Here is a 15,909-nt window from a genome sequence, read left to right on the forward strand (position 1 = left end):
AATGTGTTTTATAAATATAAAAAGATTCCTGTAAAGAGGAATCCTTTTTTGCAATATAACTTTGATAATCTACCTTAAATATGAACTTTTCTATCTAGAGATTTCTAGAATATCAAATTTCATAATACCGCTTGGTACCTGTATTTCCGCAGTATCTCCTACAGATTTACCTAATAAACCTCTACCAATAGGAGAATTCACTGAGATTTTACCTGTGGCTATATCAGCTTCACTTTCGGCAACCAAAGTATAGGTCATTTCCATACCATTAATTTGGTTCTTAATTTTAACTTTAGATAAAGCTAAAACTTTAGTTAAATCTAGTTGCGATTCGTCAATAACTCGTGCTCCAGATAAAATTTCTTCCATTTTGGAAATTTTCATTTCCAGCATGCCTTGTGCTTCTTTTGCAGCATCATATTCTGCATTTTCACTTAAATCTCCTTTGTCTCTTGCTTCACCAATATCCTGTGATGCCTTTGGACGTTCCACATCTTTAAGATGGTTTAACTCTTCTCTTAGTTTTTTTAAACCTTCAGCTGTGTAATAAGATACTTTACTCATAATTTAATCGTTTTAAATATAACGCGATCTAATTAGCAGGTTCTTTATCATTTTTGAGCCTGTCTGAAAATCAGACAGGCTCAAAAATGACTGTAGATATTATGTGCTTTTTAGAAGTTTGTTATTGTATAATTATAATGTTAGCATAAAAAAAACCTCGCGCTGACGAGATTACTACGCAAATATATAAAATATTTACCGTATTGTTGAATTAATAGTAAATTGCCCTTCAAAAATTGAAGTTAAAATTTAGAAAAAATGTTAATAATTTGAAAGCTAAACAAGAAAGTGAGTGTCCTCGTGGCTCTAGACGATTTGGATTTTCAATTCACTAAATTTCAAACTATTAAAAAAAATTAAACCTGTGAAGAAATTATTTTTAATGCTAAGTTGTATTGTCGTTTTAGCTTGTAGTAAAAACGATCCTATCTATAATTGTAACTATTTATTGGATGTTGGAGTTAATCTAACCGTGAATCTTAATCTTCCTCAGTATAATCAACTTTTGTTCCCTGTGAATGCAGTTAGAGTAAACGGTTATGGGAATAACGGAATCATTTTAGTGCGAACCAATGCAGATTCAATTTTAGCTTGGGATGGTGCAGATCCTAACCATACTTCTTCATCTTGTTCTAAATTAACAATAGTAGGTTTAAATGCGGTTTGTGGCTGTGAAGATGGTAATGAGTATAGTTTAATTACGGGGACAGCACTAGGCGATAACGCTCAACCCTGTACGTTAAAACCATACAGAGTTGAAGCTATCGGGAATAATAGTTATTATGTTAGTAATTAAAACTTCAACGTCACACCAACCAAAAAGTTAGTCGTTGCCTGTGGGTAAAAACCGGCTCCTTCAATAGTTGCAATACTTCCTGGATTAGACCAACTATCATCATACGTGTAGTAGTAGCCATTAGACACATATTTTACATTAAAAATATTATTGACTAAGCCTGAAAATACAATAGCGTCAAATATAGAATCTGTTTTTAAAGTATAGTTAATATTGAAATCATTAATAAAATAGCTGTCTAATTTAGAGGATTTAGCTTCTGTGTTACTCATAAATTGTTCGCCAACATATTTGCTTAATAAGGACATTTGTAGATTTTCAAGAGGTTGAAAAACGATGGCATTAGCCGCAACTAAACTTGGTGAAAATGAAATGTCTGTATTGCTTAAATTTTGAGATTCTCCATCAAAAGAAAGGCTTAGCTCATCTACTTTATTAGCACTAATTGTCATATTTGGTTGCAACGTTAATTTAGGAGTTATAGGAATAATAGCTTCGAGCTCTAACCCTATACGGTAACTCTTATCTACATTCTGTCTAATAGGATTTCCTACATCGTCAGATTCTCCAGTTAATACCAATTGGTCGTTGTAAAACATAAAGTAAGTGTTTGCGCTAAAACTCAAATTGTTCTTTTTATGTCTCCAACCTAGTTCGAAGTCATTAAGCTGTTCAGGCTTTATAGTCTGATCACTTTCAAAATCGGTTCTGTTTGGTTCTCTGTTGGCTCTAGCATATGAGAAATATAAGTCATTGTCAGTATTTAATGAATAGGTAATTCCTGCCTTTGGGTTAAAAAATGTAAAATCTTTATCAACTGCAAATTCTACAAGATCAGAGGTTGTACCAGTCGTTTTGTAAGTGACATTTCTAACTTGTAAATCTCCATACAAACTTATTTTTTCGTTGAGTCTGTAATTGGCTTTCGTAAAAAGGGATAAGTCATTTTTTATACTATTTCCATCATAATAACGATCCCTTATTTCTGTTTGACTGGCATATTCTGCCCAAATCACTTCACCAAAATGATCACCATCATAATGACTAAAAGAACCTCCGAAAATTAAATTAAGATTATCGTCTTTATAGTTAGCGTTAGCATTGATAACATAAAAATCATTATCTAACCAACGTCTTCTAATTAAATCGGTTTCATTAATTATGTCACCATTGAAGTCTAATGGGTCTAAACCATAATCGTCAAACCCTTCGTCTTCTTTGTACTGTTCAAAGTAACCCTGACCTTTGGTGTAGTTTAACCCCAATGTGGTTGACCATTGGTTGTCGTAACGTTGATTCCAATGTAGTTGGTAATGATCTTGACTGTAATTATCGACTTCATTATCGTAAAATTGAAGGTTTCCGTTATTATCGGTGTATTCACCTGCTGTATTATACGTACGGTCGTTTTCGAGTTTATCTAAATCTTCTAAGCCATTCCAAGATTGATACGTGACTTCCTTACCACCAAAAGTGATGGCTTTAATTAAGGTGTTGTCATCGACATAAGACCCTTGTAAAAAATAGGACTTTAAATCGGCTGAAGCACGATCGATATAACCATCTGAAGCGATATTTGATAAACGACCAGCGATTTCAATATGATCATTCATGAGGCCCGTACTGAATTTTACGGTATGTTTTCTAGTGTTATAACTTCCAAATGAATTAGAAATTTCGCCTGAAGCATCTTTTGAAATAGCATCTGTCAATACATTAATACTAGCTCCAAAAGCTCCAGAGCCATTTGTTGAGGTTCCAACACCACGTTGTAATTGTAAGCTTTCCGTTGAAGAAGCAAAGTCTCCAAGGTTAACCCAAAACGTTCCTAAAGATTCTGCATCATTATACGGAATACCATTAATAGTAATATTGGTAGATTGTGAGCTTACACCACGAACTCTAATGCCAGTGTAACCAATTCCTGCACCCGCATCTGTAGTCGTTACTACCGAAGGTAAGAAGTTCAATAACATCGGAATGTCTTGTCCTAAATTACGTTTAGCTAAAGCTTCTTTGGTCACATTAGAATGTGTAATGGGTGATTTAGCATCCACTCTTACAGCTCTTACCAGAACTTCGTCTAGTTTTTCAACTTTGGTTGAGTCTTGTTGTTTTTCTTGTCCATAAGCTGAACAAATTCCTAAAAATGCAATTGAAAGTGTTAACCTCTGCCTACTTTTTTTTGAGAGATTGTTGAATAAAATTTTCATACGACTATAAATTTATAATCGAATAAAAAGAGGTCATTATTCTTGGTAAATAATTAATTATTGTGAGCATAATGCTTATACGATAGTTAAATATTGCTTTTTTCCTTTTTGAAATTGTTCCTATATAATTAAATTATAACAGATCAAAATTCAGAATTGGAAAAACAATAATTGATAACCTTATCGCACTCGCTAAAAATGTCCACTGGACATTTTCTTAGCTCGTTTCCTAAACAGCATTACCTGTTCTAGGTTCAATGGGTATGATCTCAGCCACTTATTGGCACCCCTTTATTGAGAACGCCGCAAAGATAATAACAATTGATAACTGACAAGTAAATAATTGCTAATTTTTTAATTGTTATGTAACTGAAAGTCTGAGTGTAAGTTTGTTGAAAAATTTGTGTCGAGAAATTTAATTGATGTATAGATGCTTCTCTATCCAATCCTCATTATTCTAGTTCTGGCGGTTTCCGATTTGCTTTTTTATCAGCATTTATGCGTTTGTTTTTTAAACGTTTCTTTTTAACTCCTCTAGGAATTCTTGTTGGAATACGTATTTTTTCTTCTTTTAAACCCTCTTCAATCAATGCTATAAAGCGTTGCGTGACTAAGGCTTTGTTTCTAAATTGACTTCGACTTTCGTCGCAGGCTAAAATTAAGATGTTTTCTTTGGTTAAGCGCTTATTGAAAAACTCGGAAAGCTTTTGTTTCTCATCGTCGTTAAAAACTGCAGAATTATGAAGGTCAAAATATAATTCGGCTTTAGAAGACACCTTATTTACATGTTGGCCTCCGCTGCCTGAGCTTCGGACGTATTTATAGGTTAATTCAGATTTAAGTAAAGTTAGATCCACTACTATTTAATTTGATGTAGTGATTTCAGTAAATCGTTTACTGTTTTTACTGGGTTGAATGTAATGACTGGCACTTCAACAAAAATGGTGTTCCAATGTGCCATACTCCCGTTCCAAAGTCCAGGTAATTCTAATGCTTTTAAATCCTTACCATTTTTCGTTTTTTGGGTTATAAAAGCGGCATTATGATCTACATAATTTTCTAAATCAAACTTTTTACCTTTATAGTTTTTAACACCACAGATTAAATCTACGGGATTAAAATGGGTAGCATTTCTAAGAATTTCTTCTTGTTTTAGATCGTTTAAATTAATTTGTGCCGACTCTACAATTTGAAGCGATTGGTTAGATTTGTGGTCTTTTACCCAAAACGGGCCACCACCAGGTTCACCTTCGTTTTTAACCATACCACAAACTCGCATTGGTCGGTTTAATTTTTCTTGTAAATATTCAATCTTATAACGATCGGTATATTTTTTATACTCATCGGATATTTTGATACTTAATTTGTGCGTTAAGAAATTCTCTACAGCGACTAAAGTACCTTCATCAACCTGTTTTGATTCTAATTCGTGTAAATATTCGAATGCTTTAGTTTGTAATTCGATTAAGATTCCTGCTAATACCTTTTTATATTTAGCGAGTTCATCTTTATATTTATAAACGACAACATTATCAATGTTTTTAACGAAAATAATATCCGCTTCTAAGGCATTTAAGTTCTTTAATAAAGCACCATGTCCTGAAGGTCTAAACACTAACGAACCATCTGATTCTCTAAAAGGTCTATCCTTTAACGTTACGGCAATAGTATCGGTTGATTGTTGTTGGAATGAAAACGATATATCGAATTTTACTCCGGTGTTTTGTTCAACATGTTTCTGAATATTTTTAAATTCTTTGATGAACTTATTTTCATAAATTTCAGAAATTGTAAAGTGAAGTTTAGCTAACCCGTTGCTTGAAGCATACATTGCTGCTTCGTAAAGATGTTCTTCAAATGCTGTAGAAATATGGTTATTTTTATAATCATGAAAAGGAAGTAATCCTTTGGGTTGGTTTCCAAAGTTGAGTTGATTTTCATCTAGCATAGCCTTTGCAAAATACCACACCTTTTCTTGATTAGATAAGCCTTCATAATCTATTCCATTAGATTTTAGCAATCCTAATACTTGGTTATAAAATGGAAACTTCTCTAAGCCCACCATAAATAATGATAACTCTCTAAGATTGTTTTTATTAATATATGAATTTAAAGATTGCTCATTGGAATTATATTCGCTGACAAATTTGAACAGAAATTTGAACATTCGTGTTGCAGCTCCAGAAGCAGGAACAAACTTTAATAACGATTTTTTGTCTTTCTCATTTTCAAATAGGGCAACATACGCTTCAATTTTAGAATTATTTAATGGCATAATTCCGTTATTCAATGTAGCAGCATCTGAAACATTTGTAAATGGAATTCCAGTTTCAAAAATCTCGATTTGTTTTTTAATTCCTGTTAAGGTTAAATCGTTAGATTCTATTTGGTTAATATCTTTTTCAGTAAAACTCATATCTTGTTCATTAATAAGTTATCAATATGCTTAACTGCTAGTTCTAGTCGCTCTTTTTTAGTCCCTTTTAAAAGTATATAAGGTTTTTTGTGTTCTATTAGAGCATTCCTAAAAGCGTTAAACATAGCTTCGCGGTCATTGGGTTTATCTCGTAAGTCGTCTGGCTCCCAAGGAGTATCAATATTAGTTAAAAAGTAAAGATCGTAAGAATTTTTTAGAGCATAAGTTTCTAAAATTGGGTCACATGTGCCTTTATAATACGCTTCGCTATAGACTTTAGTTTCTAATAAATCAGTATCGCAAACTAGCACCGTATCCGTTTGTTTTGCTAATTCATTTTCAAGTTTCATTTGTCCAATTGCTATAGGCAATAGATCTTCTGTTTCGCAAGTTTTCTGTTCATTATCCCATTTTTCTTGCAAATAATCGCGAGCATATTCTGGGGCCCAAACCGTATTGTAATGTTTGGCTAACTGTCTAGAAAGTGTTGTTTTTCCGGTGGATTCAGGTCCAAACAAAACTACTTTTATACAGTTTGAAGGTTGTTGTTTAAGTTCTTTTTCCATGCTAAATAACCAAATATTGCTATTACTGTAAATCCTAAATATTGAAAGCTTGTAAACGTAAATCCCTTATAGAAATATAAAGGTACAGAAATCACATCTCCTATAATCCAGAATATCCAATTTTCTAATTTTCGTCTTGCCATTAACCACATCCCTACAAAAAATATGGCTGTTGTTATAGTATCAACATAAGCCACCCAACTATTCCACTTGTCAAATGTTTTATAAACAATGAATACAAATATTAAGGTTGCGATAAATATAACAAGACTTAGTATTTTTTCTTTTGTAGTGGTTTTTGATATTTGAGTAACGTGAGTTGCATCTACTTTGCGTGTCCAGATATACCAACCATAAACACTCATACAAAAGTAGTAAGCGTTAATCATCATATCTCCAAGGAGTTCCCACTTTAGGAGTAGATAAACAAAAATGAGGGTGCTTATCATTCCTGTCGCAAAAACAAGAATTTTATTTTGTTTGGAATACCAAACTGATAAAAAACCAAAAATAACGGCTACAATTTCTAATACAACATCACTGGTTTCGTAACCTGAGTATTGTGAAAATAGAAAATCAAAAATGTGGTTCATAATCACTTCGGTCTGTCTTTACAATCTTCATTTGCAATACGGCAATATCTATTTCTGAAAATGAGCGTTTTATTTCTTGAGTTAAAAACGGCATTAGAGTATCGTAATCACCATAAATTTGAGTGCTCAGAGGGTTTTCTAAAACCGTAAATTCAGAAGCACGTAAGTGTTTTATAAAATCAATAATATGAGGTTCATAATCGTCTTTTAATGGTGATAATTGTAATTCGATGGATATTTTCATTGTAGTTATTTTACTATTATTCGTTGAATACCGTTTGTTTTTTCAATTCATCAAAAAAAGCCTCGTCGTCTTCAAAAGCAGTTCCAATAACAACTAAATCGGCTCCAGCATTATAAGCGGAATCTAATGCTATTTTAGTTTTAATACCTCCACCAACAATTAAAGGGATACTTAATTGACGCTTAACTTCTGAAATAATATGAGGTTCAATAGGGTGTGTGGCTCCGCTACCAGCTTCGAGATAAATAAGTTTCATTCCTAATAATTCGCCAGCTTTAGCGGTGTCTTTTATAATTTGAATATCACTTCGTTTAATCGGTTTTGTTTCACTAACACGTTGTACAGCGGTTTCTTTTCCGTTTTCTATTAGCACATAGCCTGTTGGAATAATTTCAAGATTGGTCTTGGTTAATTTTGAAACGGCCTCCACTTGTTTGCCTATGAGATAATCAGGATTTCGTCCAGAGATTAAAGATAAAAATAAAATGCCATTCGCTTCATCTGTAATTTGAATAACATCTCCAGGAAACAATATTATAGGAAGCTCCGTGTGTTTTTTTATTTCTATGACCAAAGTTTCAGTTAAACCGTTATCAACTTCACTGCCTCCAACAAAAATATGTGTAGCGATAGATTGGTTGACTTTAGCTATAAAACTTGAAACAGTTTCGAGTTTCATCTTATCAGGGTCAATTAAAACCGCTAAAAGTTTTTCGCCTTTAGCCTTTGAAGTGGTTATATTTTGGTAGATACTATGCATTACGGAACCACATAAGCACAAGTAAAGCCTTCAAATTCTAAAAAAGCAGTGTTATATCTGTACTTTTTGTTTTCATAATCTATCCAAGCGACAGTTTCTCCATCTTTTAGCATAAAAGGAATGACCAAAAAATGCTCTTTAAATAGCATGCCTGGAGTGGCAAAAAGCTTATAAAGGGATTCTTTAATTCCCCAAATCACGGTAAGTCTATTAATGTAATCTTCGTCTGTAGATTTTAAATAATTATATTCATAATCGACAAATTTATGTGCTATGACTTCTATTTTTTCACGCTGCTTTTCAATATCAATTCCGACTTCATTATCACTAACAATAACACCAGAAAATGTAAACGAATGCGTAATAGAAATGTGTTTACCGTCTTTAAGGTGCGGTTTTCCATGGTCGTCATAATACAAATCTTGGTCTGTATAACCAAACTCGTGTAGCAAATGTCTAACACTTAAAAAACCACGTTGATGTAGTTCACTTTTCATGCCTAACACACGTTGTAAGCTTTGTGATTTTAGATTTAAAGGCTGAAATAGAGCATCATAAGATTCTTCAATCTTCCAGATTTTAACAGTAGTTTGTGAATTTATACTAATGGATTTGTATAGTGGCATTTAGAATTCTGAATGTTATTGATTATCTTTGCATCGCCTAAGGCAGATTTTGCATTTTTTAGATAAGCGAATTTAACTATTTAAGTGCTAAACCCAAAGGTGTTTAAAATATAAAAACAAAGAAAATAATATGAGTAATAAAACAGTTGCTTACGTGCCTAACAAGGTAAAAGATATGTCGCTTGCGGCTTGGGGAAGAAAAGAAATTAATTTAGCTGAAGCAGAAATGCCAGGTTTAATGAGTTTACGTGAAGAATACAAAAACGAGCAGCCTTTAAAAGGAGCAAGAATTGCTGGATGTCTACACATGACGATTCAAACGGCAGTTTTAATAGAAACTTTACAAGCTCTTGGTGCTGAAGTAACTTGGAGTTCTTGTAATATTTTCTCTACGCAAGATCAAGCTGCTGCTGCAATTGCTGCTGCAGGAACTGCGGTTTATGCATGGAAAGGATTAACAGAAGAAGAATTTGATTGGTGTATAGAGCAAACGTTATTCTTTGGTGAAGATCGTAAGCCATTAAACATGATTTTAGATGATGGTGGTGATTTAACCAATATGGTTTTAGATAAATACCCAGAGTTATCTGAAGGAATTAAAGGTTTATCTGAAGAAACAACGACTGGAGTTCACAGACTTTACGAACGTGTTAAAAATGGTACATTAACAATGCCAGCAATTAACGTGAATGATTCTGTAACAAAATCTAAGTTCGATAATAAATACGGTTGTAAAGAATCTGCAGTAGATGCCATTCGTCGTGCAACAGATATTATGTTAGCTGGTAAACGTGTTACTGTTTGTGGTTATGGTGATGTTGGTAAAGGTACAGCTGCTTCTTTTAAAGGTGCAGGTTCTATTGTTACTGTTACTGAAATTGACCCGATTTGTGCTTTACAAGCTGCAATGGATGGTTTTGAAGTAAAGAAATTAGAAACCGTTGTTGGTAATTCTGATATTATTATCACAACAACTGGAAACAAAGATATTGTACGTGCTGAGCATTTCGAAGCAATGAAAGACAAAGTAATTGTAGCAAATATTGGTCACTTTGATAACGAAATTCAAGTAGGTTGGTTAAACGAGAAGCATGGTGCTACTAAAGATACTATTAAGCCTCAAGTAGACAAATATAACATCAACGGAAAAGATATTATTTTACTTGCCGAAGGACGTTTAGTAAACTTAGGTTGTGCAACTGGTCATCCTAGTTTTGTAATGAGTAATTCATTTACAAACCAGACTTTAGCGCAGATTGAACTTTGGAAAAATAGTGCAGCGTATAAAAACGATGTATATATGTTACCAAAGTACTTAGATGAAAAAGTAGCGAAATTACATTTAGAAAAAATTGGTGTTGAGCTAACTGAATTAGCAGAATACCAAGCTGATTATATTGGTGTAAAAGTTGAAGGGCCTTATAAGCCTGAGCATTACAGATACTAACAAATTCCTGCAAAAGCAGGAATCTCATACTATAAAAATCCCAAGCACCAATGTTTGGGATTTTTTTTATTTGGGCAATTTTAATTTGGTTTTTAGCACCAAATTAAACCACGCTTTTCACTATATCTTTTTCTCGTGCCTCAAAAAAGGATGCCGTTTCAATCGTTAGTGCAAATGACAAAACAAACTTTTTAGCCAGATTCATTTTAATTACCTTTCAACAAAATAAATTTAAATGAAAAAGTTAGATATTACAGTTTTACATAATGCATTAAACCAAATTGAAGGTTATATTCCACAACGTGAAATTCTAAATACTAATGTTTCAAAAGCTAATGTCGCTTGGCATTTAGATCATAGCTTAAAAGTGATTAACGCTGTGGTGACAACAATGCAGAATTCAGATCCAGCTTTGTATAAGGATAATTTTAGTTTTATAGGTAAGTTGTTATTAAAGTTTAGATTCTTTCCAAGGGGAAAAGCGAAAGCACCAAAATATGTGACACCATCTGAAGTTATATTATATTGCAATTAACAGAAGCGAGAGCGAAGATAACAACGATATCTAGTTTAGACGACAATGCTTATTTTAAGCATCCTTTATTTGGTAATATAAATAAATATAGAGTTGTGCAGTTCTTGGATGCACATACCAATCACCATTTAAAAATTGTGAAGAGTATATTGAAGTAATTAGTTTATTATTTTTATCCATTATCGATACAAAATTGCAGAAAAGGCAATTTCACTCGAAGTGACGTAAGTACTTTAAATAGAGTGATTTTACTTTAGAAATTTAATAATAACTTATTTTTTTTGTAATTTTCTCTTTGATTACTCCATTTTGTAAAGTTATTTTTTCAATAAAATTATCGTTGTTATCATACTTGTAATTTATTTGTCTTGATGTATTGTTTATTAAATCTATTTCTTCAATTAAATGTTTTTTATTATTATAAAATTGTACTCTACTAATTTCATTATTACTATAAGAGTTTTTCTTAAAGCTTCCATCTAAGTTGTATAGAAATTCAGTGCTTAATTTTTTCCTCCATCTTTTTTATTAAAATACCATGTTTTATGCAATAATGTATCTTTCTTAATAATTATGTATTGGTTTAGTTTAGCACTTTCAAAACCATTTTTTGGTTTTCTTATGATTTTCTGTTTTTTGGTTCCAAAATATTTATAAATAACTTCACCATCAGAATGGTAATAATAATTATAATGATTTATGGTTTTTTCCGAAATCATTCTATTTTGTTTATCATATTGAAATTGGTCTTCATATTCTAGAATAAAATTGGAAAAATCTTGATTGTGATTCTCTCTAATTATAGGGATTGAAGACTTCCAATTTTTAATTATTGTATCTCGTAGATTTACACTTACTACAGTGTCTCGATAGCGTATTGATTGTAATGTATCAATGTATTTTTTAGTATTTATTAAGTATCCATTTTTATTATATTTATATTCTGTAACAAAATCATTTAAAGAATACCCATCCCCTTTGCACATTGCAAAACTATAGATACTTGTCTCAATATGATTATTTAGATTTTCCTTTCTTAATAGTTTTCCATTTCTATATGAATACCTTTCCGCAATGTAAAATGCTTTCTGTTTATTTGTTTTTTGATACTTAGTGAGTAATTTATTTTCAGAATTATAAGTGTATTTTTCTTGATAGCTATTTACTTCATTAGTAGATATAACACTATCTTTAGTTCTTTTCCATCGTTTTGCATATTGAGATTTTAATATTAGATTATCTTTAGCATCGAAAATGTTTTCCTCTTCTAGAAATAGTGAATTATCATTTTGAACCCAATATTCTTTTAATAGATAACCATTACGATTAAATTCTCTTTTATGCTTAGATGATATAATCTTATTAGTGGAATCTACATTAAAATTTGTTTCACTAATAATCTCTACTTCTTTTACATCACCAACTAAAGAATAATAGTTTTTATGGTTAAAACCCTTTGAGTACTTTCCATTTGGAACATTCCATTCATCGTAAATACTCTGTGAAGAACTTATACAAAAGCAAAATAAGAAGAAATATAGTAGTACTTTTTTCATAATTATAAAACGTCGAAACTTAATTTTATAGTGTAGTATTTTATAAAAATACATAAAAAAGCCCTCGCGAGTTCTAATAACTTGCGAGGACTTTTTTTATATACTGGCTACTGCCAACTGAATACTATAATACTGCTTACTTCTTTTTACGCTTTCTTCTCTTCTTTTTCTTAGAACTATCGGTTTTAGGATGCACCAATTCCATCTCATCAATCAGATGTTTTGCTCCAGCATATTTATCGACAATAAAAAGAACATAACGTAAATCTACCATAATGTTTCGGCAAATTTCAGGATCGTAATTCATGTCACTCATAGTCCCTTCCCAAACACGGTCAAAATTCAATCCAACTAAATTTCCATGTGCATCAATTGCAGGACTTCCAGAGTTTCCACCTGTAGTATGATTTGTTCCTAAAAAGCAAACAGGTACTTTTCCGTTGCTGTCAGCATATTGTCCGTAGTCTTTAGCTTCGTATAATTCAATTAATTTTTGAGGCACATCAAATTCGTAATCTCCAGGGATGTACTTTTCAATAACACCATCTAAATAACTTACGGGCTCGTAATACACCGCATCTCTTGGAGAATACCCTCTTACTTGACCGTAAGTAACACGAAGTGTACTATTAGCATCCGGAAAATAACGCTCATTAGGTAAAGCTTCCATAAGTGCCGTCATATACTTAGTTTGTAAAGCCGTTATAGGTTCGTTTTTTTGTAGGTATTCAGGGTTAAGCGTGTCAAAAAACTCAGCAATTATAGGTTTTGCATAGGCATAGGCAGCATCGTTATTAAGGTTTTTGATGACTGTTTCTGCATCACCTTCTAATAATTGTAATGCCGATTCTAAATTAGTAAAGGCGGTATTATCATAAATAGTAGCATCTACAGATTTTCCATATAAAGGCATTACGTTTTCATACACACCTTTATCTAAGTCCACATCATAATTTTTATGAATGCCTTGTAATTGGCCCGTTAAAACTTCTTTTCCTCTTTCAAGATTTTCTGGGTTTGCAACTAGAGCTTGTTCCACTTGGTACGCTCTAAAGGTCATTTGCATAAGTTCGTTAGTAGTCAAAAAGACTTCGATAAAGTTTCTGCGTTTAATATTTATAGGTGCAAAATCTTTATAAAGTCTGTCAAATTCTGGAAGAATGTTTCCGTATTTATCTTCAAGTCCTTTTTCTTTTAAGGCCTTGGTGAATGTGGCTTCAAATTCGCGACGTTTTTCAACGGCATTACTTTTTTCGATTCCTAAATTTTCACCAATCCATCGTTTCCAAGAGTTAGCAATTCGTGCTTGTTTAGAGGCGTATTTGATTCTAACTTCGTCACTTTCTTTCATTTTTTGATCAATGACTTTTAAAGCCGCTTCACGAATCGCAATGTTCGTAGGGTTGTAATCTTTTGTGATATGTTCTATCGCAACAGCTGGTAAATATTCGCTAGTCGTTCCTGGAAAACCAAAAACCATAGTAAAATCACCTTCTTCAACACCATCTAAAGAGATCGGAAGAAAATGTTTTGGCTTGTAAGGTTTGTTGTCTTTGCTGTATTTTGCCGGACGATTATTAGCATCTGCATAAATTCTGAATAACGAAAAATCACCAGTATGTCTAGGGAAAACCCAGTTGTCTGTATCGCTTCCAAATTTACCAATACTAGTTGGAGGTGTTCCCACCAAACGGATATCATCAAAACGTTCAGTTACAAATAGGAAGTACTGATTCCCCTCATAAAAGGCTTTTGTTTTTACATCTTGCCACGATTCTTTTGGCCAAATTTTTAGTGCTGCATTACTGTTTTTAGAAATTAGAGATTGCTTTTCAGTTTCCGTCATAGTATCCGTAATACCTTTTAAAACAACATCTGAAACATCGTGAATACTTACTATAAATTCAATAAATAAACCTTCGTTTGGTAATTCTTCATCTAAATTCATGGCCCAAAAACCATCCTTTAAATAATCGTTTTCTAAAGACGAATGGGATTGAATCTGACTGTAACCACAATGGTGATTGGTCAGTACTAAACCTTGGTCTGAAATCACTTCACTAGTACAACCACCATTAAAATGACCAATAGCATCTTTTAAACTAGAATTATTGACATCGTAAATATCTTGAGCGGTTAATTTACTGCCCAAACTTTGCATTTCATCTTCGTTCATACCTTCTAAAAGTGAAGGAATCCACATACCACCTTGTTGGGCAGAAGCTTGAAAAACAACGAAAAGAAAAAGAATTTTTAAAAAGCGCATAGTTAATATTTTATTAGTTTTTGTAAAGATAGAAAAGCTTGTTTTATATCTTTAATGTTTTAGTGGATAAAGACTTCTTTTTTATGAAACGAGCATGTTAAAGTTTGCTAGTAGCGAACAACATGTAACAGTTTAAAAATAACACCTGTAAACCCATGAATATTACCTCAAAATTACCGAATGTTGGCACCACCATTTTTACTGTAATGAGTGCTTTGGCTAAAGAACATCATGCCATCAATTTATCGCAAGGCTTTCCTAATTATCCAAGTTCTCAAAAGTTGAATGATTTGGTTACGAATGCCATGAATAATGGGTATAATCAATATGCGCCAATGGCTGGTAATTTAGAGTTGCGTTTAGCGATTGCTCACAAATATCAATTACTCTATAAAAGCACCTATCATCCTGAAAAAGAAATCACAGTTACAGCAGGAGCAACCCAAGCTATTTATACAATTATTTTAGCTTTTATAAGACCAAATGATGAGGTGATTATGTTTAAGCCCGCTTACGATTGTTACGAGCCAGCGGTTGAAATTAACGGAGGGAAAACAATACCTGTTCAACTATCTGCTCCAAATTATAGCGTGAATTGGGAGGAGGTGGCTTCAAAAATCTCGTCTCAAACAAAGATGATTATTATCAATTCACCTCATAATCCAAGTGGTACCATTTGGTCTAAGAATGATATGCTTCAACTTCAAAAATTAACCATAAATACCGATATTATTATATTGAGTGATGAGGTTTACGAACATATTGTGTTTGATGACGCACAACATCAAAGCGCGTGTTTATTTGAAGATTTAAAACAACGCAGTTTTATATGCGCTTCCTTCGGAAAGACATTTCATAACACAGGATGGAAAATTGGCTATTGTTGTGCGCCAGAAGCGTTAATGGTAGAATTTAGAAAAGTGCATCAGTTTAATGTGTTTTCGGTCCACCATCCTTCTCAAAAAGGTATTGCAGATTATATGCAAGATGTAGAAACATATCTTGGATTAAATACTTTTTTTCAGCGTAAGCGCGATTTGTTTTTGAGTTTAATTTCAGAATCGAGATTTAAATTTCAACCGTCACAAGGCACTTATTTTCAGGTGTTGGATTATTCTGAAATAACAAATGAATCGGATGTGGATTTTGCAAAACGATTAACAAAAGAGTTTAAAATTGCAGCCATACCACTTTCGGTATTTAATACTAACAATCAAGACGATAAAGTGTTGCGATTTTGTTTTGCGAAAACAGATGAGACTTTGGTTAAAGCTGCTGAAATTTTGAACAGCATTTAATGTTAAAACTTTCGTAATACGGTGACTTT

General features: G+C 32.5%; 15 protein-coding genes. 4 read left to right on the forward strand and 11 right to left on the reverse strand.

The window, feature by feature from the left end; genetic code table 11:
* Window positions 1-90 precede the first annotated feature (90 nt).
* Complete coding sequence (greA, locus tag ADIWIN_RS07950; protein WP_020898150.1) at window positions 91-564, reverse strand: transcription elongation factor GreA; 474 nt, start codon at window positions 562-564, stop codon at window positions 91-93.
* A gap of 364 nt (window positions 565-928) precedes the next feature.
* Here greA and ADIWIN_RS07955 point away from each other — a divergent pair, with 364 nt between their 5' ends.
* Entirely contained in the window at window positions 929-1,360 is a 432-nt protein-coding gene (locus ADIWIN_RS07955; RefSeq protein ID WP_020898151.1) for a hypothetical protein, read from the forward strand.
* Here the strand turns inward: ADIWIN_RS07955 and ADIWIN_RS07960 are convergent.
* The 8 genes from ADIWIN_RS07960 to ADIWIN_RS07995 all read right to left on the reverse strand — a co-directional run bounded on the left by ADIWIN_RS07960 (window position 1,357) and on the right by ADIWIN_RS07995 (window position 8,778).
* On the reverse strand, window positions 1,357-3,573 hold the full coding sequence (locus tag ADIWIN_RS07960) for a TonB-dependent receptor (protein ID WP_020898152.1): 2,217 nt from the start codon (window positions 3,571-3,573) through the stop codon (window positions 1,357-1,359). The two genes, ADIWIN_RS07955 and ADIWIN_RS07960, sit on opposite strands and share 4 nt — an antisense overlap.
* A 452-nt stretch (window positions 3,574-4,025) precedes the next feature.
* Window positions 4,026-4,430, reverse strand: a complete 405-nt coding sequence (gene arfB / locus ADIWIN_RS07965) for an alternative ribosome rescue aminoacyl-tRNA hydrolase ArfB (protein ID WP_020898153.1) — start codon at window positions 4,428-4,430, stop codon at window positions 4,026-4,028.
* A 2-nt stretch (window positions 4,431-4,432) separates the two neighbouring features.
* Window positions 4,433-5,989: a DUF4301 family protein gene (locus tag ADIWIN_RS07970; protein ID WP_020898154.1), complete on the reverse strand. Its 1,557-nt coding sequence runs from the start codon at window positions 5,987-5,989 to the stop codon at window positions 4,433-4,435.
* On the reverse strand, window positions 5,986-6,555 hold the full coding sequence (locus ADIWIN_RS07975) for an AAA family ATPase (RefSeq protein WP_040756728.1): 570 nt from the start codon (window positions 6,553-6,555) through the stop codon (window positions 5,986-5,988). The genes ADIWIN_RS07970 and ADIWIN_RS07975 overlap by 4 nt, the downstream gene beginning before the upstream one ends.
* On the reverse strand, window positions 6,516-7,148 hold the full coding sequence (pnuC, locus tag ADIWIN_RS07980; RefSeq protein WP_020898156.1) for a nicotinamide riboside transporter PnuC: 633 nt from the start codon (window positions 7,146-7,148) through the stop codon (window positions 6,516-6,518). The genes ADIWIN_RS07975 and pnuC overlap by 40 nt, the downstream gene beginning before the upstream one ends.
* On the reverse strand, window positions 7,132-7,392 hold the full coding sequence (locus ADIWIN_RS07985) for a hypothetical protein (RefSeq protein WP_020898157.1): 261 nt from the start codon (window positions 7,390-7,392) through the stop codon (window positions 7,132-7,134). Before ADIWIN_RS07985 ends, pnuC begins: the two co-directional genes overlap by 17 nt.
* A 16-nt stretch (window positions 7,393-7,408) precedes the next feature.
* Window positions 7,409-8,152, reverse strand: a complete 744-nt coding sequence (locus tag ADIWIN_RS07990; RefSeq protein ID WP_020898158.1) for a phosphoglycerol geranylgeranyltransferase — start codon at window positions 8,150-8,152, stop codon at window positions 7,409-7,411.
* Window positions 8,152-8,778 carry a 4'-phosphopantetheinyl transferase family protein gene (locus tag ADIWIN_RS07995; RefSeq protein WP_020898159.1) on the reverse strand — a complete coding sequence of 209 codons (627 nt, stop codon included), beginning with the start codon at window positions 8,776-8,778 and terminating at the stop codon, window positions 8,152-8,154. The genes ADIWIN_RS07990 and ADIWIN_RS07995 overlap by 1 nt, the downstream gene beginning before the upstream one ends.
* A 130-nt stretch (window positions 8,779-8,908) precedes the next feature.
* Here ADIWIN_RS07995 and ahcY point away from each other — a divergent pair, with 130 nt between their 5' ends.
* Both ahcY and ADIWIN_RS08005 read left to right on the forward strand, forming a co-directional pair.
* On the forward strand, window positions 8,909-10,225 hold the full coding sequence (gene ahcY, locus ADIWIN_RS08000) for an adenosylhomocysteinase (RefSeq protein ID WP_020898160.1): 1,317 nt from the start codon (window positions 8,909-8,911) through the stop codon (window positions 10,223-10,225).
* 235 nt (window positions 10,226-10,460) lie between these two features.
* On the forward strand, window positions 10,461-10,760 hold the full coding sequence (locus ADIWIN_RS08005; RefSeq protein ID WP_020898161.1) for a hypothetical protein: 300 nt from the start codon (window positions 10,461-10,463) through the stop codon (window positions 10,758-10,760).
* A 503-nt stretch (window positions 10,761-11,263) separates the two neighbouring features.
* Here ADIWIN_RS08005 and ADIWIN_RS08010 read toward each other — a convergent pair.
* Both ADIWIN_RS08010 and ADIWIN_RS08015 read right to left on the reverse strand, forming a co-directional pair.
* Window positions 11,264-12,316 (reverse strand): hypothetical protein, encoded by a 1,053-nt coding sequence (locus ADIWIN_RS08010; protein ID WP_020898163.1) that lies wholly within the window; start codon window positions 12,314-12,316, stop codon window positions 11,264-11,266.
* Window positions 12,317-12,452: 136 nt separating this feature from the next.
* Window positions 12,453-14,582 carry a S46 family peptidase gene (locus ADIWIN_RS08015; RefSeq protein WP_020898164.1) on the reverse strand — a complete coding sequence of 710 codons (2,130 nt, stop codon included), beginning with the start codon at window positions 14,580-14,582 and terminating at the stop codon, window positions 12,453-12,455.
* 155 nt (window positions 14,583-14,737) lie between these two features.
* Between ADIWIN_RS08015 and ADIWIN_RS08020 the strand changes: the two genes are divergently transcribed.
* Window positions 14,738-15,880 (forward strand): methionine aminotransferase, encoded by a 1,143-nt coding sequence (locus ADIWIN_RS08020; protein WP_020898165.1) that lies wholly within the window; start codon window positions 14,738-14,740, stop codon window positions 15,878-15,880.
* Window positions 15,881-15,909: the final 29 nt, after the last annotated feature.

It is taken from the genome of Winogradskyella psychrotolerans RS-3, assembly GCF_000427335.1.
In the GTDB taxonomy this organism is placed as follows: Bacteria; Bacteroidota; Bacteroidia; order Flavobacteriales; family Flavobacteriaceae; genus Winogradskyella; species Winogradskyella psychrotolerans.